A 25,916-nucleotide genomic window follows, 5' to 3' on the forward strand; every position below is an offset into this window, starting at 1 on the left:
CTGTCGCGATGATCATTTTTGTTTTTCATCCGGCAGCCCCTTTATTTTTCTGCTAAGGTGTCATCACTTTATTTATGATGGCATATTCTTCATATGTCTGCGTGCCACCTGATTATCTGCTGTTTTAATCATCCCCCGAAGGATTATTCAGAAGCGGATTCCTGCTGAAGTTTCCACTGATTTGCCCATCCGTCTACAAATGCGGTCTTAACTGCATCCCAGTCGCCGGTTCCGTCTGTGTAAGCGGTAAGCGCAGATACAACATCAGCTCTCCAGTCATCTACGTTCGGTGTGGAGTTGAATGCCCATGCAACGGACTTCTTGCCCTCATCATTGAGTTTCTGTGCTACAGCGCTGAACTCGTTGGTCGGTGCGTAGTCTCCGGTAAATGTATCAAACGGGCAGGAAAGACCCATTGTTGAGTTCAGAGCCTCGCGTCCCTCGTCAGAGGTGATAACCCAGTTCAGGAAATCAAGAGAAGCCTTGATGTCAGCATCAGATGCCTTGCTGTTGACTGCCCAGTGGTTCTCGGTACCTACGCAGAGGCCCTCATTCTTGTCGTCAACGCCGAAGTAGATCGGGATCATGGTAAGATCATCATCTGCTGTGAGATAACCGTTTGTTCCGTCAGCATCCTTCAGTGCGCTGTACTCCCAGTCGCCGTTCTGGTAGAAGACTGCCTCTTCCATACCGAACTCCTGCTCAGCGTTGTAGGTGCCGCCTGCAAGTGTCTTCGGATCAGCACCGGAATCAGATACATACATGTCCCATACCTTCTTGTAGTTGTCCAGGTATGTTCCCTTGATGGTAGCCTCTCCTGCTGTCGGATCCTCAAGTCCGTCGTCTACGAACTCGTAGTACAGCGGCATATTCGCAAGGTGTCCGGAGAATCTCCAGGATGAGGAGTCATCCAGTCCTGCGGAGGTGAATGCTCCGGTCAGATCATATCCGCCTGCCTTGTTGATCTCGTCCAGACGGCTCTGGATATCGTCAGCAACCTCTTTCAGCTTGTCAAAGCTGTCGATGTCATCGATAGAGGAGATCTTTGCGTTGTCAAGACTGCAGTATGTGTCAAGGATTGTCTTGTTGACGATGATTCCGTATGCCTCATAGCAGTTCGCGATACCTGCAATCTTTCCGTTGTATACAACATCCAGGCTGTGATCGCTGTCATGCTTGTACAGCTCGCTATCCTTCAGATCATATGTGTAATCATCCCATGTCTGTGCGTCTGTGGAAGATCCGATGTTGAAGATTGTCGGTGCTTCGGACTTTGCCATCTCGGACTGAAGTGTGGTCGCGTACTGTCCGTCAGCGGCGGTAAGTACATTTACCTCAACTCCGGTCTGCTCGGTGTAGGTCTTTGCAAGATCCTGCCAGGCATCATCTGTCTCCGGCTTGAAGTTCAGCATGTATACCTTGCCGTCTCCGGATGCAGTTGAAGCTGTTGCGCTGCTTGATGCAACATCCTCGGTGGTTCCGGCAGAAGCCGAAGCAACGCTGCTGTCTGCTGCACTGCTGGAAGAAGCAGCAGAGCTTGTTGAAGATGTTGAAGATCCGCAGGCAGCGAACATGGAAGCTGCCATTGCTGTTCCGAGTACAAGACTGAGAACTTTCTTTTTCATGTGTTTATCCTCCTTTGATTTACACATTTTAGCTGCAGGAATCTATTTTCCCACGAGCTTTTCCTTACCTTTAGATAACGTTTTCGAACTTTTCCTCTCCATGAATCAAAACTGCGTCCAACCCTTTATTTTAAAGGATTGTATCATATTCGGATTTCATTGGAAACGTTTTCTATGTTTAGAGAATAGCACCTGTTGGAAACGTTTTCAATAGCAAATCAACTTTTCGTTAATACTCTCAAATCGAGGCACCTCTTTTTGTGCACCTTTACTGTATAAGCTCTTCGAAAACGCAGACAGGATCGTCGCACGCGAAGCGCGCGTAAGAGACTGTATGCGATTTCGAAGGCAACAGGTATGAGCGTGAAGCCGTGTGAAACACGGCGAAAATGCGAATACCTGTAGGATTGCGGGAGTGCGAAGCACGGTGCAATCCGTAGCTTATACAGTATGTGGCACGATGTATCGTATGGCCGTTTACTGTATAAGTCCAGTCGCAATGTTCTTGGCCCACAGGGAGCTTGCTCACCAGTGGGCAAGAACATTAGCGACGACAACAGGTATGAGCACGAAGTGACGCGCAAGCGGCACAAAGCACAGCAATAATCGTGATTTTATCTGTTTTTCACAGGTAAACTGCTGTAAAATAACAGAGTATGGCACCGGAATGAACCCGGTGCAAAAAGTATCAGGTATTTCTGAAAGGTGGGTTTATTTATGAACGATTGGGTGAAAGATTTCGGCAGAACAGCTAAGGGACAGCAGGCGACGCTGTACACCATACACGCCGGGAGATACACGGCGTCAATATCGGATTACGGCGCTGCTCTTGTATCCTTTGCTGTAAAAGATGATGATGGGACTCCTGTAGATATCGTCCTCGGATATGACCATGCTTCTGATTATGAGAAGAGCGATGCCTGCTTCGGTGCAACCGTCGGGAGAAATGCCAACCGGATCGGCGGCGCACAGTTTGTACTGAACGGTACGACATACCACCTGGCAAAAAACGACGGCGAGAACAATCTGCACAGCGGTCCTGATTTCTACTATAAAAGAATGTGGAAGACGCAGGGCATCGCAACCGATGGAGCTTCTATTTCTCTGACACTTGACACTCCTGACGGAGATCAGGGATATCCGGGCGCTTTTTCCGTAACTGTGACCTATCAGCTTGACAAAGACGGCTGCCTTTCCATCCATTATGAAGGAATTTCTGATCAGGACACCCTCTGCAACATGACAAATCATTCTTATTTTAATCTGAACGGCGAGGGAAACGGAGACATTCTGGATCACAATCTGAAGTTGTTCTCAGACAAAATCACTGAGATCGACTCCGGAACCATTCCGACAGGCAGACTCCTTGATGTAGATGGAACCCCCTTTGATTTCCGGAACGGAAAATCTATCGGAGCCGATATCGAGGCAGATGATGAACAGCTGCGCTTCGGTAACGGTTATGACCACAACTTTGTCTTTGCCATGGACAAGGGCGAGACGCGGAAAATGGCAGAGGTCTTCTCCTCCGTCACCGGCCTTCAGCTGGATGTATACTCCGATCTTCCCGGCATGCAGCTCTACACGGCAAATTATGTCACGCGCCACACAGCAAAGTCCGGACATATCTACGACCGAAGATGCGGATTTGCACTCGAAACACAGTATTTTCCGAACAGCATCAACATCGACGGCTTCGCAAGTCCCATTCTCCCGGCCGGCCAGAAATATGAGTCCACAACAACCTATAAGCTCAGCTTCCGCAAATGATGATTGCTTCGGACTGCCCAGTGGGAGATAGGATACGTTTTCCGGTGTTATCCCGCTGCCCCATCCGCTATCGAAACGAGATGAAACACGCTGCGCGAGTTTTATCTCGCTATCGCGACGCTCGCCGCACACGAATACTTCGCATTCGGCTGCGGCTCACTGTTCGCGTAAAAAAGGGCCTGCCGCACTAACACAATATGCTTAGTGCGGCGGCCCTCTTTTTAAACCTCTTTTTCTTAAACCTCTTTTTCAACCATTTTCCGAAACCGCTTTCCGGTCCATCTCAGCAAAAAATCCTGTTCATTCAACATATCCCCGACATCAATGAAGTGAACGCTCAGTCATGCCTTTGGAACGGGATTGGTAACGGTGACCATATGATCGTACCATTTTCCCTTTTTGCCAATCAGCGCAACGGGAAATTCCTTGTCAAGTGCCGGAACGGGAATATCAAATCCATACACATCCTCTGTCGTTCCGTCACTGTATGTGACCGTATCTACGGTCGGCTGAAGAAGCTCCGCGCCATCCTTCTGCGCATCCTCCTTTGTTCCGGCAAACAGGTTCACAATATTTTCGGAAGTCAGGCTTACATGGATGACCATTTTTCCATCCTTCACTGTCAGGGTTCCCTTCCCATCATTTGCCTCATTCACTTTAAACATCGGACTGTCGGATGTGAATTCAGCCGTATAGGTTCCGTCGGCCGGCACCTCTGCTCCCGCAGAAGCTGTTGAAGACGTTGAAACACTACCGGCAACGGTCTCCAATGACTGTCCGGCAGCATCGGATGAAGATGTGCTTAAGTCCGCGGACGATGCAGCGGAGACAACAGATGAAGCCGTGTTCTCTTCCGACTCTGACTGTGTCTCGGTCTGCGCTGCAGAAGATGTCCCCGAAGCAGAATTGCCCGTTCCGGTCCCGCACCCGGTCAGAAGCGATGCTCCCATAACTGCTGCACATAAGATTGCTGCTGTTCTCTGTTTCATTTTATTTCCCTCCTGTCATAAAAAAGAGCCATACACTCCTGTGTCTGAAACCCTATCGTCATGTATTCAAAGACATACATTCATGTATCTGAAGACATACACTTATATATCTGAAACCATACCCTTATGTATCTGAAACCATGTTCTTATGTATCTGAAACCCTGTACTTCACACATTTTCCACTTTCATATGCCGCATCGAGAATCTCCTGCATTCTCCGGTTTCCCGGACCGATTGTCACGCCGGCATCGATGATCCTGGCACAGCTTTTTACAGCCTCCAGCGTCTCGCCGACAGCGCGGTCCGAAATTTCATGAAACGGCTTTTCGGTGATCACCTGCGAGGCCAGAAGACGCGCCAGACGGTAATCGACATCATTTGTGTACAGAATTCCTGCCGCAAAGGGCATCTTCTCTTTCTGCAGCCTTCGATACACCGGTATCCCCGTTCCACAGGATGACAGTACCAGTACTTCCGGATTTCCCTCGACCTTCGGAAGCTCGATACTTCCAAACATCGGATCGAAAAAGCCGTTGTCAATTTCATACAGCTCACGGATCGTATCCTCGTGAAAAATGCTCTCCGGCGTTCCGCTCCGGAAGATCTTATCACCGTGAACACAGATAATCCGGTCAGAAATCTTCATCGCCAGATCGATCTCATGCAGCGACATCACAACCGTTATATTCTTCTGCTTCGCCATATCCCGGAGAATTGACAGAAGCTTCAGCTTATGTTTAATATCCAGAAAGCTCGTCGGTTCATCCAGGATGATGATATCCGGTTCCTGGCAGATCGCCCTTGCGAGCAGTACCCGCTGCTTCTGCCCGTCACTGATCGCGTTAAAGTCGCGGTTTCCAATCTCCTGTGCCTGAACCGCCTTCATCGCATCATCGACCTTCCGCTCATCCTCTTCCGTCAGTCGTCCCAACCGCCCCGTATAAGGATATCTTCCGGTCGCGACCACATCGTGACAGGTCATAAGCTCCGGATGCAGACGGTCCGTCAGGACAACAGCCATACGCGAAGACAATTCTCGGAACGAATAATCCGACAAATTCTTCAGATCAAAAACGACCTCTCCCTCCACAAGAGAAAGCTGTCTCGTGATGCTTTTCAATATTGTAGATTTTCCCGCTCCGTTCGGCCCGATCAGTGTAACAATCTCACCGCGCCGGATTCCGATCTCAATATCGCGGATCACAGGCTTCCCGTTATACCCGACCGACAGACCCTCCAGGTGGAGATAATATTTTTCCTCGCTCTGTACCTTCTCCATTTATCTTCTTCCCTTCTGCCGCCGTATCAGCATAAAGATCACGACCGGTGCTCCGAAAATCGAGGTCACCGTGCTGATTTCCAGTTCAGTCGGCGCAAATGCAACCCTTGCGATCAGATCACAGACCATGCAGAAGACGGCGCCTCCAAGAAAGGTGGCCGGGATGACCACGACCGGATTTGCCGTGTTCAGCGCACGCTTGATCAGGAAGGGCACCGCGATTCCCACGAAAGAAATCGGACCGGCAAATGCCGTCACCGTTGCAGAGAGGATGCTGGACAGCAGGATGAGGGCCACACGGAACTGCTTTACATTAACCCCCATGCTCTGCGCGTAGGCCTCGCCAAGCTGAAAGGCACCAATCGGCTTCGCGAGAAGGAATACCAGAGCAGACGCAGCTCCGATGATGATTCCGCCCACCAGGACATTGTCCCAGGTCATACCCGAAAAACTTCCCTGAGACCAGTTGTGAAGATTGGCGATATCCGAATCACTGGCAAATGTAACGAGGAGATTCGTCAGCGCAGTACAGATATACCCGATCATGATTCCTGCAACCAGCAGTGCCGACATATTCCGCACGCTCCGGGAAACCAGCAGGATAAAGCCGGTTGACACAAGAGACCCCGCGAACGCGGCAAGGATCATGGCCCAGGAGGACACCGCTCCGTGCCTGGCCACCACAAGAATCATGAGAAACGCGACAATCAGTTTTGCGCCGGAAGATATTCCGAGCACAAAAGGACCTGCAATCGGATTCTCGAAAAATGTCTGCAGCAGAAATCCGGACAGGGAGAGCGCCCCTCCGAGAATAGCCGCCATCAGAATCCGCGGCAAACGGATCTTCCAGATGATATTCATATCATCTCTTGACCCGCTTCGGAGAAAAACAGCTTTCAAAATCTTATCAATCGAAATATCAACGTTACCGGTATTGATATTGATTACGGTCACGACCAGAAACGCAGCTGCCAGAACGGCAAAGACCGCTGTGTATCGCATTCTCCTTTTCAGATTCTCAGCGTGATAGCTGCTGATTTCATTATCACCCATCATTCGTAAGCATGCCTTTCAACTTCAATGATCTTATACAACAAATCACCCTATACATCGTGCTACACACTGTATAAGCTACGGATTGCTCCGTGCTTCGCACTCCCGCAATCCTACAGGTGACCGACTTCGTCGGTCTGTCGCGGCGTTCGCCCCACCGCTTCACACTTTGTGTGAGCGGATGTGGCTCACTGCCCGCGCATATTCGGATTTCGCGCGTTCGCGCTTCATCCTCATACCTGTTGCCTTCGAAATCGCATACAGTCTCTTACACACGCTTCGCGCGTGACGATCCTGTCTGCGTTTTCGAAGAGCTTATACAGTAAAAGGACGAATGCCGAAGCATTCGTCCTGAATAATTAACCTGTCTCAATCGGTTCAGCCGGCAATCCGGCAGCCTCCAGGTCATCAGAATCTGCTTTCTTCGGAAGCATATCTACAAACCTCTCAGCAGTTCTCCTGGCTGACAGCTCAAGCACCGGTTCCTGTCTTCTCATGCTCTAGGACACAATGACATAACGGAATGGTTTGCTGCTCACAGTGACCGGATCGCTCAGGAATTTCACCTGATTCTCTATTCTCATACAGATCCTCTGCACTCCTGCTGTCAGGCATGTGCAGAAAATCGGATGCACTGAAAGGCCTCTCTTCAATTGTCTGCAACGATTATACGATACCGGCCGAAAAGTGTCAAATAAACCGCATCGCGGATATATGCCTTTCCTTCAGCCCTTCAATCATTCCGCCTTCTGCGGAAACTATGTCCCTTGTCCTTATACATATTGAAATCCGCCCTGGTGAGCAGCGCATCAAAGTCCGTAACCTTTCCGCGGCAGACTGCATATCCAATCGCCATACTGATCCCGTTATTTGCTGCGTTCTCACGCATATGCCGTATCAGCAGGCTGATATCCTTTTCCTCCAGCTCTTCCGTCAGAACAATAAATTCATCCCCGCCGGTCCGGAATACATACTTTTCACCTGCGCATTCCTGAAGAACCCGGACTGTTTCGCAAATCAGCACATCGCCGGCATGATGGCCCGCCGTATCGTTTGTGTTCTTCAGTCCGTTCAGGTCAACGGAAATCACTCCAAGCAGACCGTCACCCTTCCACTCGCGGATCTGCCGCTCAAGAGCCCTCCGGTTTCCGGCGCCCGTCATCTGGTCAATCATGCTTTGTTTCTCCAGCTGGTGCACGCTGTTCCTGTTGCGAATCATAATTGCTATGAAATCCGTCAGCGTGGAGAGCAGCACGCTGGTGTTACGGAAGGTGTCCTCCGCCGGATTGATAACCATCGTAAAGCCTTCTGTCTGATTCAGGATCTTCAGCTGCCCGGATATAAAGCTCCGGACATCATGGATTCGCATGGAAAAACCGGGATTTTCCTTCTGAAAGGCATCCATATCACTGACCATCACCACATGTTCTGTTGCAAACCGCATATATAGCGCCCGCAATTCCGAGAGAGGAATACTCTGCAGCTCCTCCTTCAGAGAAAAAACACCAGGTGCCGTCCATTCATAGGTGGCACTTACCGTATTGTCATCACGTTCCTCAAAGATCAGGAAGCGCTCCGATCTCATATTTTCAGAGATACATGCAATCGTCTTCTCGATTCCTGTTCCGGGATCCTCTTCCGCCATACCAAGAGAAATTGCCTCATTTGCCCGCATCTCCTGATAGATCAGCTCGTGATCCCTTGCTATTGCATGCAGATACTTGTTGATATCAAATTCGACCGTCAGCCTCAGCGTCCGGTTCTCCCATGTTGTCAGAGCAGAACGAATCAGTACTTTTGCTCCCCTTCTCCGGTTCAGGTGTGATGCCTCATACGCACAATCCTTCCGCAGCAACAGATTCGGACAGTCGCCGCAGGGAACATCCTGACCTTCCAGCACCTCATAACAGCGGCACCCGTTCAGGCTGCCATCCGGTTTTATTCCAAAATCCCTTCGGGCAGAACGATTCATATATACAAGCTCGTATGTTCTGGGATCACTGACAATGACATGTTCCGTCAGGCTGTCGAACACCTCACGTCTCAGGTCAATGTAATCCCCGACATATGGGCTGTCCCCATGAGCCGCCTTCTCCGTGCTGCTGATCCTCCGGATCAGCAGCACGAACATCTCGTCCAGGCTCATTACCTCCGACCCGTAGACAATCGCATGTGCCAGAACAGGATCAGCCTGAATACCAAGCTTTCTCCAAAGCGTCGGAAGCATTCCGGATACCCTGTCAATCTTCTCTTCAATATCTCCGCCATGATCCCTGCGGCAGAAGCACAGAAAACAGCACAGCCCGATCCGCGCAATCGCCCATTCCGGATTCATCAGTTTTTTCAGTGTCGCAGATATTTCGGTCAGAATCACCTTTGCCTTCTCGGCGCTTTCCCGCATCACCTCGGCATATGCGGCAACATCAATTAAAAGTCCTGTATAATCGATTTTTTTCAGCCGATACTGATCCGCATAAATCAATCCGGCTTCTATCGCGCCGCGAAAACTCAATAGCTCTGTGTCGCGGTCGACAAATCCCAGGCGCACCTCCTTCTTTCTGTCCTCTGCCCGATCACCGCTGATCATTCCCATCATTCCCACGATTTCCTTCTCATGGTACCAGGGAACACGGGTAATCTCGATTCCGTCGAGTCTGCCTCCGGTCAGTACCAGCTCATTGGCCGATGTCGACCTGACGCCCATCTCCAGAACTTTTTTCTCCTCCAACTCCGCTGCGGCAGAATCGATATGCCATCCCAGTTCTGATTCTGTCTTGCCAAGATAGTCCTTCTCGTCGGAAAGCCCGATCCTCCTGACAAACTCTCTGCTTGCGCCCAAAAGCTTTCTCTGTCTGTCCATCCAGAAGAATTCATAAGGAGATGTATCGCAAAGTGTCCGGAACAGGTCCCCATCCTTCACCCCCTCCATCGGATCTGTGCCGTATCCCGGCACTCCGAACGACTGACAAAATTCAGGAAGAAGAGCATCCCTATCCCTTTTCCTCTCCCATATATCCTCCCGCTCGCAGAGAAGAAGATTTTTTGCTTTACTCTTATAGAGAACCAGCGCTTCAAACACCGCCCACCTGTATGTCCCGTCAGCGGTCCGCACACGCAGTATCTCTGCCCTGATCCCTTTATCTGTACTTCCACCTTCCGTCTCAGCATTCTCAGCCTGAACAAAAGCAAGAAAACGATCTCTGTCGTCCGGATAGATCAATTCATCCCTGAAGTACCGGACAAACGCTCCTATCGAAGAAAAGCCATCCCGAGATTTTATCTCCGGATGGCTGGACCGGAGAATTTTCACCTCTTCTGATCCACGATCAATCAGATAAAATCCCTCGTACAGCTGGAAGATGTTCCGCAGCGTATGGTCAAGGGTTTTCGCAAATTGCAGTGAGGCATTATTGCTGATATTGTAGATATGTGCCACCCCGACCCAGCGCCGCGCATCTCCCGCAATCCACCGGACATTTACCTTCATATACTGGCCGTTGTCTGCGTACACCATGCTCTCTTCCGCATGTGACTTCAATGCTCTCCGCAAAAGCTGGACAAACCTGTCTCTCACTGGAGATCCCTCATCGTTGAGGTAGGCATTCGCCTCCTCCATACTCTGCGTACCTGTACTTCTCAGTTCTCTCCGATACGCATCGTTTTCGAGCAGAAGAACAATATTTTTCCCATCAAAGCTAAAAAGTGAAGTAGGAGAATCCGAAATAATATTGATGTCTTCTGCGGCGTCGAGAAGATGTGCTTCCTCCGGACTCTCCACCTGCATGCCTCTGCCATGGATATACGTCACGCTATCCTCGTAGCGCATCGGACGTCCGTAATAATATCCCTGAATCCGACCGCAGTTGATCTTTTTGAGAAAAGAAACCTGCTCCTGCGTCTCCACACCTTCTGCCAGTGTCTCCACCCCGAGCATTTTCGCCATTGTTACAACGGAGGTAATAATCTGCCGGCTTCGATCATCAAAATGACTGAAAAATCCCATGTCAATTTTGATCACATCAAACTGGAAATTATGAAGAGAATTCAGGGACGAGTATTCGCTTCCGAAATCATCCATCCAGATCTGATATCCTGCCTGCTGAAACCTTTGAATCGTCCTGACCATGCTGTGACGGTTGCGGAGCATGATCCGTTCCGTGATCTCAAAGCAGAGGACGCTCCTCGGTACATGGTAACGGCTGACTAGTTTCTCAATCGTATCGAGCGGGTTCGCCACCTCGAAATCATAGGCGGAAAGGTTCATGGATATCGGAAGCAGCGGCAGTCCGTTCTCCATCCGGTCACGGCTGAGATAAAGAACATGCTCCAGAATATACCGGTCAAGCCGGTTGATAAGCTGGGCCTCTTCCAGAACAGGAATAAACACGTTTGGGTATATCATTCCAAGCTCCGGGTCTTCCCATCGCGCCAGTGCCTCGAATCCGCTCACCCGTCCTGTCATTGTGCGGATCACAGGCTGCAGATATACCTTGATATAATGCCTTTCCAGTGCCTCATTGAAATGGCGGAGAACATAGGTCTTATTCGCAGCACTTTCCCCCATAGAGGGTTCGTAAAACGCCACGATCCGGTTGCCGTCCTCCTTAATGCTGTCACAGGCCATTTTTGCCAGATCAAAAGCATTCCGAAGATCATCCAGGGAGTCGTTTTCCGATGCCCGGTAGACACCGACCTTCATTTGAATCCCATCATCATGGATATAGTGATTCACTTCATTGCAGACCTGTTCAAGCTTTGCCTCAAGACTCTTCTCCGGCAGCAGCGCGACAAAACGATCCGCCGTGAGATGGCCCACCAGAGTGCCCGGGAAAATTCCCGTGATCGTATCTCCAATCTTCTTCAGGCACTGATCGCCCTGATGAACACCGTACTGACGGTTATATTCCTTAAAATTCGTAACATCAAAGCTGACCGGACAGAAATCTCTTAATCTGTGTATCGCCTTTCTCTCCTTCGCGCGGCGGAACGCCTCCTTTAAGAAATCGTGCATTCCCGGCAATCCGGTTATCCCGTCCACCTTACGGTCATTTGATATCTGCTCTGATGAGAAAAACTGCAGAACGAAGGTTTTTCCGAAAGCGGTATCCCTTAAAGCGCCGATTCCCTCTGCCTCACGGAAATGTCCTTTCTTTGTCTGATAGTGGAAATTCAGAAAAAAGTGCTCAGGATGCAAATTGCCATACTCTCGAAGAGGCTTGTAATCCCTTCCATCTATCAGATATTGATAGGAAGGATAATACTTCAGAAACTCTTCCTCGTCCTCGCACTCGAAGAGAAGTGCCATCTGCCTGCTGGCAAAGACAATGCGCTCCGATCCGTCAGCTGCAATCATGCAGACGCCTCCCTGCAGAAGATTAAAATATCGATCGTATTGTTCGCTTTCGCGAACCATCATCTCAGCCATATTCCCTCGCCTTTCGTGCTCATACCTGATGCCTTCAAAATCGCATCCAGTCTCTTACGCGCGCTTCGCGTGCGACGATTCTGTCTGCGTTTTCGAAGAGCTTATACAATAAACGCCCATACGATACATCGTGACACACACTGTATAAGTCCCCGCGTCACTTCGCTGCTTCGCAGCTTCCGTGCCGCTAACAGGCATTCGCACTTCCGTGCCGCTTACGCGTCACTTCGTGCTCATACCTGTTGTCGTCGCTAATGTTCTTGGCCCACTGGTGAGCAAACTCCCCGTGGGCCAAGAACATTGCGACTGGACTTATTCAGTATCTTTACTGATAATTTCTGTGTATGGTCTCCACCTTAATCATATTTGTTCCGCCTTTTCCTCCGCCGACCGGTCCGCCGGTGAGAACGATGTTGTCTCCCATCTTGAGGTTGAGGATATTGACAGCCTGACGAATTGCGTGATAGAACAGGACATCAATCGACTCAAATTCCTCGCAGAGAATCGGCTCAACGCCCCAGCTCAGAGAGAGCTTGCGGTAAACCTTCTCCGACGTCGTCATGCCGATGATCTGAACCGGACAGCGGAACCGGCTGACCATTCTCGCCGTCATTCCCGATTTTGAACTTACCACGATGCATTTCGCATCCACATCGATTGCCATCGAGCATGTGGAGTGCGAAATCGCGTCCAGGATGTTTTTCTGAACAAACTCTGTGTTCTTGAAACGTTTCCGGTAGTTGATATGCTGCTCTGTGAACTCTGCCACCTGTGCCATCGTCTTAACCGCTTCCACCGGATATTTTCCTGCCGCGGATTCGCCCGAAAGCATGATTGCCGATGCACCGTCATATACCGCATTCGCTACATCGGAAATTTCGGCACGGGTCGGACGGATATTATTGATCATCGATTCCAGCATCTCCGTCGCGATGATGACGCGGCGCCCGAGAAGTCTGCATTCCTGCGCAATCTCCTTCTGAACAGCCGGCACCTCCATATACGGGATCTCCACTCCGAGGTCTCCTCTCGCAACCATGATACCGTCAACCACTTCCGAGATCTCACGGATATTATTCACCCCGGCCCGGTTCTCGATCTTTGCGATAATATCAATATCCTGGCCACCGTTCGCGTTCAGAAAATCCCTCATCTCCTGCGCATCTTCCCTTGTCGAAACAAAAGATGCCGCAATATAATCCACATCATTCTTGATTCCGAACAGAAGATCTTCCCTGTCCTGCTCACTGAGGAAATCATTCTTCATCAGCTTCCCGGGGAAGTTCATGCTCTTTCTGTCCGAGAGAACCCCTCCAGCTTCCACTTTTGTGAAGACCTTCGTTCCCTCTACTCTCTCGACAATGCATACAACGAGTCCATTATTTACAAGGATCTTATCTCCCGGTTTCAGCTCATCTGCAAATCCCTTGTAGCTGACCGATACAATGGTTTCATCTCCGATCAGATCTTCCGTCGTAAAGATAAATTCCTGTCCCTCCTTGAGGGTGACTTTGTGATCCTTGAATACACCGATCCTGTATTCCGGTCCCTTCGTATCGAGCATAATTGCAATCGGCCGGTGCAGCTTATTGCGAACCTTCTTGATCAGCTTCATCTTCTCCAGATGCTCTTCATGGGTTCCGTGAGAAAAGTTAAGCCGCGCGACATTCATACCCGCCTTCACCATGCGGCTCAGTATTTCCTCAGAAGCACTTGCAGGTCCGATTGTACAGATAATTTTTGTTTTTCGCATATTTATTCCTTTCACAGATAAACAAATGACCGTTTTTTCGACCAGTCCACGTATTGTATCCCTGTCCTGAAATGTCAGACCGATGAATCGATGATGTTTGTTCATCCCCAAAAACGCGCACCCGACTCAATCAGGCATTTCTATTTTAACATAAACAATCCATCGTTGCTTTATGCACAATATACAAAACTTTCCCCTCGTTCCCTTATGTTACCGAAAAAAGCACCCTTGAAAACATCGTTTCCAAGGGTGCCCTCGTAATGCATCATCGACAGTTATCTGAATAATATTACAATAAGTATAATCAGGTGCAATATAAGAAATTATTATATTGCAGTTCTGGACAAATAATGGCCATCAGGATGGTGGGATGTAAGTGTGTGTATACACCTGTTCCATGACCCGGCGTTTATCCTCAAGGCTCGGATGCACATACATCAGCATGGTAATATTTACACTCGCATGTCCAAGTATCATGCTTACCGTTTTCGGATCGGCGCCGTCTCTGATACAAGCAGTTGCAAAGGTGTGACGCAGCGTGTGAAAATTTCTGGCAGGAATGTCAAGTTTCTTCAGCAGATTTCGGAAACGCTTACTGCAGGAAGAGGGCTCCATACATTTTCTCCTGCCCGTTAACAGGTACACATCTGACGGCTGCTGCTGTTTCCTCAAAAGATCAAGGATTTCCGGCGGTAGCGGAATGGAACGGATGGAGTTTCTGGTCTTTGGCGGAGCGATCACGAGATGTGTTCTGTGTCCATCTGTATCCGCATTCGGATTTGGAAGTCTGCCGAGAGATTTTGTAATCTGAAGCACTCCCTCATCGAGATTCAGGTCGCCCCATGTCAGTGCGCAAAGTTCTCCGATCCGGATTCCACTCACAAGCGCCAGAAGGACACCGCTGTTGTATGGTGTCGGATGCTGCGTCAGATATCGAACCATCTTGCCTGTCTCTTCCCGGTTGAAAATACTGATTTCCGGCTGATGAAAAGAAACATGTACCAGATCATTAATGTCCTGCACACAATAGTGATTGCATTTCGCATATTTGAAGGCAGAGTTCAGGATCGTTCTCAACTCCGAAACGGTTGTGGGAGAAAGGCCTCCGGAATTATCCAGCCTTCCGTCTGATAATTTTTTCTTCAGATAGCTGTTCAGAACATCAGAATCCAGCTCCGACAGCTGGTATTCTCCAAGATCATGGATGAGATGTTTTTCAATGAGGTATGAATATGTTGCAGGTGTTTTGCCGGACAATGCAGGATCCTCATCCAGATAGCGACGATAACTCTCCAGGAATTCATGTACCGTGACGGTTTGATTTCGGTTTTCTTCTTCCCTATTCATATTCTCCTTTCCAACGATCATGCCAGTCCAGTAGCAAATTATAGCTCACCTTCCGGGGTTCTTTCCTGTATAATTATCTGAAAAGCCATGGGAATTTTGTCAGCATTCAGTTAACAGAACAGTAAATTCAAAATGTGGCTGTCTGAGCATTGCCGGATGGCGGAAACTTCATCTGCAAATTTCACTTTTCGGAGTACGGTACAAACAGTAACAATATCTTCTAGTAATTAAACATATTTTCTTGCAATAATATACAGGATAATGTATAATATGATCGAAACGGAGATATTGACCAGAATATTTATATAATATATACAATTACAAAACTGAGTCAGAACTGCAATATAATAATTTCTTATATTGCAGTCCGGGGGTGTTTTTATTTTTTATGGCTATTTTGATATAATCAGTATACTTCAGGATATAGAAATATGCCACTGCTTTTTAGTTTTTCAAAACAATAATTCTGCTGATATTTTATCAACCTCTATGCCAGTCTTCACTCGGAACTCTTTACCGTTTCAATCCGCTTTTATTTCACTTCTTTGCTGCCGGCGATAATCCGGCATACTCGGGTATTCTCATGATACTAACCCACAGCGCGTCCGATTCCGGACGAGAATCGTTCCGCGAGTCACTTCCGGGGCTTCTTCGTGTCGTGAAATGCTCAAAAAGAGGTACGCGGGCTCCGTAGTTCTGTTCCGGAGTTCACTCTGCTCCGGTCAGCATATAATTTTCTGTGTACCTCTCATTTCCATGTTGTACGAATGTTCCGGTATGTCATTTATATGTTCCGACATTTTCTTCTGTATTGCCGCAAATTGCAGCTTTCGGTTTTCCGTCTCTCACTTCCTCCAGGAAGCCGCGTACTTATTCTTTATCGTACCATTCGCATATTTTCCCCATCCGATCGGAAATCGATCCACACAGATGAGATTCCATCCGTCGCTGATCTTCTCCCTCTCCGGATCCGCCTGGATTGTCTCCCCGTGAAGATAGCGGGCAATTCTTTCATCCCCCGGTTTCATGGAAAAAGCCCTCCCGAATTTCTCCGGATTCAGCGCCATAGCGAGAGGCTGTGACGGCTCAAATCTTTTTTTCTTCCATTCCCCGAGATAAAGGCCGTTTCTCAGAAAATTCAGCCTTCCCGCGCCATCGGGCAGTTCCTGTACATAATATCCTTTCCCTGCACGTCGCTCAATTTTCTCCGGATCTGCCTGTGGCAGAAACTCACTGAGAAGCTCCATCTGCTCCGGATCCGGGCGGATGTCTGATGGCATATTTTCTCTTCCTCTGCCTTTTCCCGAGGCTCCGCCTCTGCGCGTCTTCTTCTTCCTTCTGCAAAGCAAATCGCTCTGCGTACGGTCGTCCGTCCGCGCACGGTCTCCTATTCCCAATACTGATAAACCGGCTTCCGTACAGCCTGCCCTTTCACCTGCAGGGAATCCCGTCACGGCATCGGCAAGTCCTCTTGATGCGGACAATGCAGAAGCTGCGATATTGCCTTGTCTCTGACCCGATTCCGCTTCAAGCTCCGGATCCACAGATAAATTTCTTCGCATCAGTGCCAGGAAATGTCCCTCGCCATCCATTCTGTGCGGCCAGATTCTCACACATTTCCGGAGCTCCGGATTACCGTCGGCCCAGTCAGGTCTTCCTTCCGAAAATCCCGCATAGCCCTCCATCTCCTGGAGAGAAAAATCTGGAAATGTACGGATAAACCAGCTGATCATCTGTTCATCCTCTTCCGGTGAAAACGTACAGGTGGAATACATAAGGTATCCTCCCGGTTTCAGCATTTTTCTGGCATTTTCGAGAATATTCCGCTGCTGAGACGCAAAATACCTCACGCGCTCCGGGCTCCAGGTTTCAGCGACATCCGGATCCTTCCGGAACATCCCTTCGCCGGAACAGGGTGCATCCACAAGAATCTTATCAAAATAGCCGGAAAAAACATCGGCAAGCCGGTCAGGCATTTCGTTCGTCACGAACATATTCTCTGTACCGAACAGCTCGAGATTTCGAAGAAGAGCCTTCGCCCTGGAATTGCTGGCATCATTCGCCACAAGAATTCCCGTCCCCCGGAGCCTTGCAGCGAGTTCCGTTGCCTTTCCGCCCGGAGCCGCACAGAGATCCAGCACCCGGTCTCCGGGTTCAACCGGCAGCCGGCTTGCCGGCGTCATTGCGCTCGGTTCCTGAAGATAATAAACGCCCGCGGCATAATACGGATGCCGCGCGGGAAAAACATCATTCGGATAGATAAATCCGTCGGACACCCAGGGAACTCTTCGGACCGGAAAGGGAGCATCCTTCTCGAATTCTTCCGGTGTGACCTTCATGGTATTCACGCGAAGACCCCGAAACCTCGGTCTGTCATAGCTTGCCATGAAGTCGTCATATTCCCCACCAAGCATCTCCTTCATTCTCTCATCAAACTCATATGGAAGCTTCATCTTTCCCTCTCTCTGCGCCCGTCCGCACTTCGACAGAAAGCACCTGACAGTCACTGCCAGGTGCTTTCTGATTTTCTCTGTTTTCTTGTCCGTGTTCTGAGCGATGAAGAACTCTGTTTCTTCCTATTATAATGTAAGCTGTGATTGGTATTACCAATTACTCTTCTTCATCCTGATCCAGAACTTCTCCATATTTCTCCAGAATAATCTTCTGAATTCTGTCTCGCGTCTCGGAATTGATCGGATGAGCGATGTCCCTGTATTCTCCGTCTGTTGTCTTCCTGCTCGGCATTGCGATAAACAATCCCTTTTCGCCTTCGATAATCTTAATATCGTGAACTGCGAATTCATCATCCAGGGTAATGGAAACAACCGCCTTCATTTTCCCTTCTTTTGTTACTTTACGTACTCTGACATCTGTGATCTGCATAAGGCTCCTTCTCCCGCGTTCAGCAGGCATTTCAGATCGCGTATCTCTCGTTCTTTTCGACCACGATCTTGATTCTGTCTTCGCCGCAGTAATAAGAGTTCGCCCTTATTGTATCGCGGCTTTCGACGATACAATTCTCAATGTGAGTATTATCCCCAAGGTACACATTGTTCAGGACGATGGAATTCTTGATCACACAATTGTTGCCTACATATACGTCTTTGAAAAGAATAGAATTTTCAACTTGTCCATTAATGATACAACCACTCGATATCAGACTGTTTTTCACTATGTTGCCAGGATTGTATTTTGCCGGCGGGAGGTCATCAATCTTTGAATAGATCTCGGGATATTCATTGAAGAAGAAATCCCTTACCTCCGGTTTAAGGAAATCCATATTTGTTCTATAATAGGATTCCACCGTCGCAATGTTACTCCAATAGGTATTTATTTTATATCCATAAATCCGCTTCAGATTCTTGTAGCGGATAAAGATATCTTTAACCAGGTCATACCGCCCTTCTTGTGCACAACGCTCAAGGAGCTCTATTAACTGTCTCCTTCTTATAACATAGATTCCCGTTGAAATCAAGCTCGAATCTGAAACCATGGGTTTTTCTTCGAACTCCTCTATGCGGTAGTCCTCGTTCATCTTCAGTACGCCGAACCGGTTCGGATCATCGTCATGACATTCCGTGCAGACAATGGTGATATCCGCACGCTTCGCAATATGATATTCCAGGACCTTATTGAAATCCAGCTTATAGATTCCGTCGCCGGAGGCAATAATGACATAGGGTTCATGGCTTTCCTTCAGCCACTGTATGTTCTGGTAGATAGCATCTGCCGTGCCTCTGTACCACCAGTTGTTCGTCGATGTCACGGTAGGAGTGAAGACATACAGGCCTCCCTGCTTTCTTCCAAAATCCCACCACTTCGATGACATCAGATGATTATTCAGGGATCTTGCATTGTACTGTGTGAGTACAGCGACCTTCTGGATATGCGAATTCGTCATACTGCTCAGTGCAAAATCAATGCTCCGGTAACTCCCGGCGACCGGCATAGCGGCGATGCACCTCTTCTCCGAGAGCTCCCGCATCCGGTTGCTGTTTCCTCCTGCAAGAATAATACCTAATGCTCTCATAGGATATCACCGTCCTCCCTGATCAACGCTCCTCCTCCGGGAAGAATGCCGTTTTCATAATCTTCAGGAACGGTCTTGCCCGATATCACCGTATTCTTCCCTACCGTAATACCGTCCGGAATCACGGTATCCTCACCGATTGTGGCAAGACCGAAGGCGTAAATATTCGGTTTGAAGACGTTTGGAGCCTCCTCTCCGACACCGATGCTGCAGTTGTCACCGATACGGACCTGCTCAGCAATAATTGCCTTCTCAATCTTCGTGCCCGCCCCGACAGTGGATCGCCTCATGATGATAGAATCCCTGACAACAGCTCCCTTCTGTATGGTGACACCGGGACCGATCACCGAATTGTGAACTTCCCCATAGATCTCCGAGCCTTCGCCGATGATACAGCGATCTGCAGCACCGCTTTCGGAGATGTACTCCGGCCGGATGATGTCTCCCTTTGTGTAGATCCGCCAGTATTCCTCATACAGATTGAATTCCGGTATGATGTCGATCAGCTCCATGTTCGCCTGCCAGTAGGATCCCAACGTTCCGACGTCCTTCCAGTAACCGTTGAATTCGTAAGCGAACAGCCGGTTGCCCCTGTCCCTGCAGTAAGGCAGAATATGCTTCCCGAAATCGCACCCTGGCTGATCCTTGAGCGCAATCAGAGATTCTTTTAATGTCTTCCAGGAGAAGATATAGATTCCCATGGAAGCAAGGTTGCTCCTCGGATGCTCCGGTTTTTCCTCAAACTCGGTTATCCGTCCTTTACCGTCTGTGATCATGATACCGAAACGGCTCGCCTCCTCCATCGGAACAGGCATACATGCAATCGTAACATCCGCCTTGTTCGCGCGATGGAAATCCAGCATAACCTCATAATCCATCTTGTAGATGTGATCACCGCCGAGAATCAGAACATATTCCGGATTATAGGACTCCATATATGCCAGATTCTGAAAAATTGCATTTGCGGTTCCTGTGTACCACTCCGTATCTGTATTCTTCTCATATGGCGGAAGAACAGTGACACCCCCGACATTCCGGTCCAGGTCCCAGGGGATTCCTATTCCGATATGACTGTTCAGCCGAAGCGGCTGATACTGTGTCAGTACACCCACCGTATCGATTCCGGAATTAATACAGTTACTGAGAGGGAAATCAATGATTCTGTATTTACCGCCGAATTCCACCGCAGGCTTTGCAACCTTCGAAGTAAGCACACCAAGCCTGCTTCCCTGTCCGCCCGCGAGGATCATGGCGATCATTTCTTTTTTGACCATGGAATCACCTCTTGTCTTGAAAAGATTATATCGATAAAAAGATTATATCATAGTCATTTTCAAAAGTGAACATTTTAAATAATTTTCCAATTCAATTTGTCGGTTTTTTATAACTTTTGCCGAAAACAGTGCATATCAGTATTGTATGTGCTGTGCGAAATTCGTCATTATCACCTCAGGCGTCTGCTTGAAATATTAAGGTCGCAAGGGTATAATTGATACGCTGTATCGGCAGAAATAATCTGAGAGATTCTGCGGTCGGGTGCTTCTCATTTTTCGCACATATACAGAAATCATCTGTGAGATGTTCTGCGGCCGGATGCGTCTTACTTTTCGCATATAAGCAGAACCGATCGGAGGTGTATTCTGCCCCGGATGCGTCTCTCGCATATAAAAAGGAGTTATCCATACTATGTATAAAATAAATTTTGACAAACCGTCACATGTCCACTTCATCGGCATCGGCGGAATCAGCATGAGCGGACTTGCCGCAATTCTCCTGAAGGAGGGCTTCGTCGTCTCCGGTTCTGATTCCCATGAATCAGAGCTGACGGATCGTCTGCAGGCGGCTGGTGCCAGAATTGCATATCAGCAGGCAGCCGATAACATTACCGATGGCATTAATGTCGTTGTATACACTGCAGCAATCCATCCGAGCAATCCGGAGTATGCCGCTGCGGTCGCGAAGAAAATTCCGCTCCTCACCAGGGCACAGCTTCTGGGACAGATGATGAAGAACTATAAGATTCCGATCTGCGTCTCCGGAACCCATGGTAAGACCACGACAACTTCCATGGCTGCACACATTCTCATGGCGGCCGATATGGATCCGACGATCTCCGTCGGCGGTATACTGCCTCTGATCAAAGGCAATTACAGAATCGGAAGCAACAATACATTTCTGATGGAGGCATGCGAATATACCAACAGCTTCCTCAGTTTCTTCCCGAAGATCAGCATCATTCTCGACATTGATGCGGATCATCTGGATTTTTTCAAGGATCTGGACGATATCCGTCATTCCTTCCGGAAGTTCGCGGAGCTTCTCCCGGACGACGGAGTGCTGATCATCAATGCCGATGATCCGGCATGCAAGATGATCACCAAGGGGCTTACCTGCAAGATCATCACCTACTCCATGAGCAACAAGGGAGAGTATACCGCAGATCTCGTGACCTATGACAAGCGGGGGAATGCCTCATTCCGTGCTCTGTACAAGGGCAACCCCATCGGCAATTTCTCGCTACAGGTGCCCGGACAGCACAATGTCAGCAACGCACTTGCCGCCATTGCCCTCGCCAGAGAGCTCGGTATCGATGCCGCTACCATCGAGAATGGCTTCGAGAGCTTTCACGGCACGAATCGTCGTTTTGAGTACAAGGGCAAAATGAAGTGCGGAGCCACCGTCATCGACGATTACGCACATCATCCAACCGAGATCAAGGCAACCCTGCACACCGCGGAGCGTGTTCCCCACGAAACGATCTGGTGTGTATTCCAGCCCCACACCTACACAAGGACAAAGGCACTTCTTCCGCAGTTTGCGGAGGCACTCTCCATTGCGGATCATGTGGTGCTCGCGGACATCTACGCAGCGCGCGAGCTTGACATCTACGGTGTTTCCTCCAGGGATCTTCAGGCGGAGATCCAGAAGCTGGGAACTGACTGTGACTATTTTCCGTCCTTCGAGGAGATCGAAGACTTCCTGCGCGCGAATGTCAAGGACGGCGATCTTGTGATCACCATGGGAGCAGGAAATATTGTTCAGGTCGGAGAGGATCTGATCGACTGACGCAGGTGAAATAACTATGGGTTTGTTAACCATTAAGGACAGTCGTCTTGCCGGAATGACACTTCTGGCAGACGACTTTATCGATTATTATATGCCCCGTGCCAACGGGGATTTTGTGAAAATCTATCTGTATCTGCTCCGGAGTGTCCACCGGCAGGATTTCAATCCTACGCTCTCCTCCCTTGCAGATGTTTTTTCATGCACGGAAAAGGATGTTCTCCGCGCGCTTCGCTACTGGCAGCAGGCCGGGCTTCTGAATCTCTCTTACCGGGGGAAGGAACGGGAGCTTGAGAAGATCGAGCTTTTGCCCATTCAGCCTTCACTGCAGAAAACTCAGTATGTACCGGAGGAGCCCTCTGAGAGGAAACCGCCCGAACCCCCTGAGAAAAAAACGGCTCCCGCGCAGATTTCCTCTGCCCGGGCAAAGGAACTCAAAGACAATGAGGATGTACGGCAAATTCTTTTCTTCACTGAACAGTATATCGGTCATCCCCTGAGTGCAACAGATATGCGCCGGATTTTGTATTTCTACGATGTTCTTCATTTTCCGGTTGATCTGATCGACTACTTGGTGGAATACTGCGTATCGCGGGGCGGCCGGAACATGAATTACATTGAAAAGGTCGGGCTTGCATGGAACGATGAGAAGCTCACAACCGTACAGGCCGCGAAGGAATATTCCAGTTCCTGGAAGGACAGGTATTTCGCGATTTTCCGTGCCTTCGGCATCCGGAATCGCAATCCGATCCCCGATGAGATAAAGATGATGGACAAATGGCTGAAGGAATACGCAATGCCGATGGATCTGATCCGCGAGGCAGCCAGCCGGACCATCCGGCAGACCGGACAGCCTTCTTTTTCCTACGCGGACCGCATTCTCTCCGACTGGAACAAGGCAGGCGTCCACACGCCGGACGATATTCAGAAGCTCGATTCCGCCTATCGCCAGTCCCATGCGTCTTCCGAAGCCGGGAACACGGCTCTGTCTCAAAAACGTCCGGGAAGAGAACCCGCAAAATCCTCGACACGTTTCAACGAGAATTTCCATCAGCGGGACTACGATTTCGACCGTCTCGAGCAGGAGCTTCTTTTGAACCAGCAGTCGGAAACACCGGACTAATCTCCGGGCTTCCTCTGCATCCGCGTCTGAAACCAGACACAGAGAGGAGGGATTATGCCTCTGTCCAACTCACAATATGATGCTATTATGCGTATCTACAGCCAGAAGCAGCTGAAAAGTCGTCGCGATCTGGACCGCCGAAAAGCGGAGGTCTACGCGAAGATCCCACGTCTCCCCGAGATCGATGCCGAGGTAGCCTCCGTATCGGTCCGAAAGGCCTTCTTTCTCCTGGGTGATCCGAAGGGCAGCGATCTCGACACCGACCGGGCAATTCAGGATCTTGCCGAGGAGCGTCGTGCGCTCCTCCTCTCGAACGGCTATCCCGAGGACTACCTGGAGCCACGGTATGACTGCCCTCTCTGCCACGACACCGGATATGTCGGAGACCGGAAATGCAGCTGTTTCCGCCAGCTTGAGATTGATCTGCTCTATTCCGCCTCAAATCTGAAGGATGCTCTGGAATCCGACACCTTTGATAATTTTTCACTGAAATACTATCCGACAGATTCCTTTAATAAGGTAAATCAGAAATCCTTCTACTGGGAAGCCGAGAATGCTCTTGCTGTTTCAAGGAATTTTGTGCGGGATTTCCGGCAGAATCACAGGAAGGGCACACCGGAAAATCTTTTCTTCTATGGTGATGTAGGCGTCGGAAAAACGCATCTCTCCCACGCCATTGCGAAAGGAGTTCTGGATCTCGGATGCAGTGTTCTGTATCTGACAGCATATGATCTCTTTGATCTCATGAGCAGATACAAATTTCATTCTGAAGAAGATCTGAAGGAAACGTATGAGACCGTATACGACTGTGATCTTCTGATCATTGACGATCTCGGCACGGAAATGCTGAATAATTTTGTGACATCCGAGCTTTTCCTCATCGTAAACGAACGGATTCTTCAGAAAAAATCAACGATCATTTCCACAAACCTTTCCATTATGAAGGTCCGGGAAGCCTTCTCAGAACGTACTTTTTCACGTATAATGGGTTCATACCGTCTGATTCATATTTCCGGAGAAGACATCCGGATCCGCAAACGGCTCTCCGCCGACGGTCCGGACCGGAACCGGAATCAGACCTCAGAATAATGCTACTTGAAACCTGCAGTTTTAAGGAGGAATTTCAGATATGGCAAACAGAAACGACAATTACTATGACTCCCTACCGGTCGGACGTCTCGGGATCATTCCGTTAAAGAGCTGTACAACGATCGGCAGCAAGGTGGATGATTATCTCGTGCAGTGGAGAAGGGACCGGGAATCGGATCACAAAACCTCATCGGCTGTCGAGGGCTATGAGAGAAGTTCATACATTATTCCGTGCGACATTCCCAGATTTGGTTCTGGCGAAGCAAAGGGAGTCATCGGCGAGTCCGTCCGCGGAGACGATATCTACCTTCTCGTTGATGTCTGCAACTACTCTCTGACCTATAAGCTCGGCAGCTATGTCAATCACATGTCCCCGGACGACCACTTTCAGGATCTTAAGCGGGCGATCGCGGCAATCGGCGGAAAGGCCAGAAGAATCAACGTGATCATGCCTTTCCTCTATGAGAGCCGTCAGCACAAGCGTTCCGGCCGTGAGTCCCTGGACTGTGCCCTTGGTCTCAAGGAGCTGGTCGGAATGGGCGTCGAAAATATCATCACCTTCGATGCTCACGACCCTCGCGTACAGAACGCGATCCCGCTTCACGGATTTGAGACCATCTCTGCATCCTACCAGTTCATCAAGAACATCCTCCGGCACGCGGAACCTGACATGAAGATCGATTCCGATCACCTGATGTGCATCAGCCCGGATGAGGGCGGCATGGCGAGAGCAATCTACATCGCCAATAACCTCGGTGTCGATATGGGTATGTTCTATAAACGCCGCGATTATTCCACCATCATCGATGGCAGAAACCCGATCGTTGCCCATGAATTCCTCGGGGCTGACGTAAAGGGCAAGGATATGATCATCATCGACGATATGATCTCCTCCGGAGACAGCATGATTGAAGTTGCCTCTCTGCTCAAGGAGCGCGGGGCGAAGAACATCTACATGTGTGCCACCTTCGGTCTGTTCACGAACGGACTCGACAGCTTTGATGAAGCCTACCGCAAGGGAGTGTTCACAAAGCTTGTCACAACAAATCTTGTATACCAGAGGCCGGAGCTTCTGCAGCGGCCATATTATATCAGCTGTGATATGAGCAAGTACATAGCGCTTCTGATCGATACACTGAATCACGACGCTTCCATCAGCAGTCTTCTGGACCCGGTAGACCGTATCCAGAAGGTTCTGAAAAAATTCGAGAATCACGAGAAAATCTGATCAGCAGACAGATGCATCTCATTCCTGTTGTCATCTGCGAAAGTGGTAACAGAACGAGACGGCCGGAACATTTCCTGCTCGGGGAAATGTTCCGGCCGTCTCGTTTTTCCTTGCTCTTGTCTGCATCTGTTACAGGCTCTT

Annotated in this window: 16 protein-coding genes and 1 riboswitch; of the genes, 5 read left to right on the plus strand and 11 right to left on the minus strand. The window is 49.3% G+C overall.

The window, feature by feature from the left end; all coding sequences use genetic code 11:
* Nucleotides 1–143: 143 nt before the first annotated feature.
* Nucleotides 144–1,625: an ABC transporter substrate-binding protein gene (locus ACTQZS_RS00600; protein WP_441474099.1), complete on the minus strand. Its 1,482-nt coding sequence runs from the start codon at nt 1,623–1,625 to the stop codon at nt 144–146.
* Between the two features lie 717 nt (nt 1,626–2,342).
* Between ACTQZS_RS00600 and ACTQZS_RS00605 the strand changes: the two genes are divergently transcribed.
* Nucleotides 2,343–3,395 carry an aldose epimerase family protein gene (locus ACTQZS_RS00605; RefSeq protein WP_441474100.1) on the plus strand — a complete coding sequence of 351 codons (1,053 nt, stop codon included), beginning with the start codon at nt 2,343–2,345 and terminating at the stop codon, nt 3,393–3,395.
* Between the two features lie 341 nt (nt 3,396–3,736).
* Here ACTQZS_RS00605 and ACTQZS_RS00610 read toward each other — a convergent pair whose 3' ends face one another.
* The 10 genes from ACTQZS_RS00610 to ACTQZS_RS00655 all read right to left on the minus strand — a co-directional run bounded on the left by ACTQZS_RS00610 (nt 3,737) and on the right by ACTQZS_RS00655 (nt 20,546).
* Nucleotides 3,737–4,384, minus strand: a complete 648-nt coding sequence (locus ACTQZS_RS00610; RefSeq protein ID WP_441474101.1) for a hypothetical protein — start codon at nt 4,382–4,384, stop codon at nt 3,737–3,739.
* Nucleotides 4,385–4,530: 146 nt separating this feature from the next.
* A complete protein-coding gene (locus tag ACTQZS_RS00615) occupies nt 4,531–5,664 on the minus strand; it encodes an ABC transporter ATP-binding protein (protein ID WP_441474102.1) in 1,134 nt (377 codons plus the stop codon).
* Entirely contained in the window at nt 5,665–6,720 is a 1,056-nt protein-coding gene (locus ACTQZS_RS00620; RefSeq protein WP_441474103.1) for a FecCD family ABC transporter permease, read from the minus strand.
* Between the two features lie 429 nt (nt 6,721–7,149).
* Nucleotides 7,150–7,341, minus strand: a riboswitch (cobalamin riboswitch).
* A gap of 109 nt (nt 7,342–7,450) precedes the next feature.
* Nucleotides 7,451–12,142, minus strand: coding sequence for an EAL domain-containing protein (locus ACTQZS_RS00625; RefSeq protein ID WP_441474104.1), 4,692 nt, complete (start codon nt 12,140–12,142; stop codon nt 7,451–7,453).
* A gap of 325 nt (nt 12,143–12,467) precedes the next feature.
* The gene (pyk, locus tag ACTQZS_RS00630) at nt 12,468–13,895 is read right to left on the minus strand and encodes a pyruvate kinase (protein ID WP_441474105.1); all 1,428 of its coding nucleotides are present in this window, start codon (nt 13,893–13,895) and stop codon (nt 12,468–12,470) included.
* 357 nt (nt 13,896–14,252) lie between these two features.
* A complete protein-coding gene (locus ACTQZS_RS00635; protein ID WP_441474106.1) occupies nt 14,253–15,242 on the minus strand; it encodes a tyrosine-type recombinase/integrase in 990 nt (329 codons plus the stop codon).
* Nucleotides 15,243–16,087: 845 nt separating this feature from the next.
* A complete protein-coding gene (locus ACTQZS_RS00640) occupies nt 16,088–17,695 on the minus strand; it encodes an RsmF rRNA methyltransferase first C-terminal domain-containing protein (RefSeq protein ID WP_441474107.1) in 1,608 nt (535 codons plus the stop codon).
* A 157-nt stretch (nt 17,696–17,852) separates the two neighbouring features.
* On the minus strand, nt 17,853–18,125 hold the full coding sequence (spoVG, locus tag ACTQZS_RS00645) for a septation regulator SpoVG (protein ID WP_441098906.1): 273 nt from the start codon (nt 18,123–18,125) through the stop codon (nt 17,853–17,855).
* A 31-nt stretch (nt 18,126–18,156) separates the two neighbouring features.
* Nucleotides 18,157–19,272, minus strand: coding sequence for a glucose-1-phosphate adenylyltransferase subunit GlgD (gene glgD, locus ACTQZS_RS00650; RefSeq protein WP_441098907.1), 1,116 nt, complete (start codon nt 19,270–19,272; stop codon nt 18,157–18,159).
* Entirely contained in the window at nt 19,269–20,546 is a 1,278-nt protein-coding gene (locus ACTQZS_RS00655) for a glucose-1-phosphate adenylyltransferase (protein WP_441474108.1), read from the minus strand. The genes glgD and ACTQZS_RS00655 overlap by 4 nt, the downstream gene beginning before the upstream one ends.
* Nucleotides 20,547–20,958: 412 nt before the next feature.
* Here ACTQZS_RS00655 and murC point away from each other — a divergent pair, with 412 nt between their 5' ends.
* The 4 genes from murC to ACTQZS_RS00675 are packed head-to-tail and all read left to right on the plus strand — an operon-like array spanning nt 20,959 to nt 25,775.
* Entirely contained in the window at nt 20,959–22,338 is a 1,380-nt protein-coding gene (murC, locus tag ACTQZS_RS00660) for a UDP-N-acetylmuramate--L-alanine ligase (protein ID WP_441474109.1), read from the plus strand.
* 16 nt (nt 22,339–22,354) lie between these two features.
* Nucleotides 22,355–23,458, plus strand: coding sequence for a DnaD domain protein (locus ACTQZS_RS00665; RefSeq protein ID WP_441474110.1), 1,104 nt, complete (start codon nt 22,355–22,357; stop codon nt 23,456–23,458).
* 54 nt (nt 23,459–23,512) lie between these two features.
* On the plus strand, nt 23,513–24,547 hold the full coding sequence (locus ACTQZS_RS00670) for an ATP-binding protein (protein WP_441474111.1): 1,035 nt from the start codon (nt 23,513–23,515) through the stop codon (nt 24,545–24,547).
* A gap of 40 nt (nt 24,548–24,587) precedes the next feature.
* Nucleotides 24,588–25,775 (plus strand): ribose-phosphate pyrophosphokinase, encoded by a 1,188-nt coding sequence (locus ACTQZS_RS00675; RefSeq protein WP_441474112.1) that lies wholly within the window; start codon nt 24,588–24,590, stop codon nt 25,773–25,775.
* Nucleotides 25,776–25,916 lie beyond the last annotated feature (141 nt).

The organism is Bilifractor sp. LCP19S3_H10, from assembly GCF_052119185.1.
In the GTDB taxonomy this organism is placed as follows: Bacteria; Bacillota; Clostridia; order Lachnospirales; family Lachnospiraceae; genus Bilifractor.

Bases quoted from the DNA above. Each gene is read 5' to 3' on its own strand.
- ACTQZS_RS00620 (WP_441474103.1), bottom strand. From the start codon at position 6,720: ATGATGGGTGATAATGAAATCAGCAGCTATCACGCTGAGAATCTGAAA.
- ACTQZS_RS00640 (WP_441474107.1), bottom strand. From the start codon at position 17,695: ATGAAGCTTCCATATGAGTTTGATGAGAGAATGAAGGAGATGCTTGGT.
- ACTQZS_RS00600 (WP_441474099.1), bottom strand. From the start codon at position 1,625: ATGAAAAAGAAAGTTCTCAGTCTTGTACTCGGAACAGCAATGGCAGCT.
- pyk (WP_441474105.1), bottom strand. From the start codon at position 13,895: ATGCGAAAAACAAAAATTATCTGTACAATCGGACCTGCAAGTGCTTCT.
- ACTQZS_RS00605 (WP_441474100.1), top strand. From the start codon at position 2,343: ATGAACGATTGGGTGAAAGATTTCGGCAGAACAGCTAAGGGACAGCAG.
- glgD (WP_441098907.1), bottom strand. From the start codon at position 19,272: ATGAGAGCATTAGGTATTATTCTTGCAGGAGGAAACAGCAACCGGATG.
- ACTQZS_RS00670 (WP_441474111.1), top strand. From the start codon at position 23,513: ATGCCTCTGTCCAACTCACAATATGATGCTATTATGCGTATCTACAGC.
- ACTQZS_RS00655 (WP_441474108.1), bottom strand. From the start codon at position 20,546: ATGGTCAAAAAAGAAATGATCGCCATGATCCTCGCGGGCGGACAGGGA.
- ACTQZS_RS00665 (WP_441474110.1), top strand. From the start codon at position 22,355: ATGGGTTTGTTAACCATTAAGGACAGTCGTCTTGCCGGAATGACACTT.
- ACTQZS_RS00610 (WP_441474101.1), bottom strand. From the start codon at position 4,384: ATGAAACAGAGAACAGCAGCAATCTTATGTGCAGCAGTTATGGGAGCA.
- spoVG (WP_441098906.1), bottom strand. From the start codon at position 18,125: ATGCAGATCACAGATGTCAGAGTACGTAAAGTAACAAAAGAAGGGAAA.
- ACTQZS_RS00625 (WP_441474104.1), bottom strand. From the start codon at position 12,142: ATGGCTGAGATGATGGTTCGCGAAAGCGAACAATACGATCGATATTTT.
- ACTQZS_RS00615 (WP_441474102.1), bottom strand. From the start codon at position 5,664: ATGGAGAAGGTACAGAGCGAGGAAAAATATTATCTCCACCTGGAGGGT.
- ACTQZS_RS00635 (WP_441474106.1), bottom strand. From the start codon at position 15,242: ATGAATAGGGAAGAAGAAAACCGAAATCAAACCGTCACGGTACATGAA.
- ACTQZS_RS00675 (WP_441474112.1), top strand. From the start codon at position 24,588: ATGGCAAACAGAAACGACAATTACTATGACTCCCTACCGGTCGGACGT.
- murC (WP_441474109.1), top strand. From the start codon at position 20,959: ATGTATAAAATAAATTTTGACAAACCGTCACATGTCCACTTCATCGGC.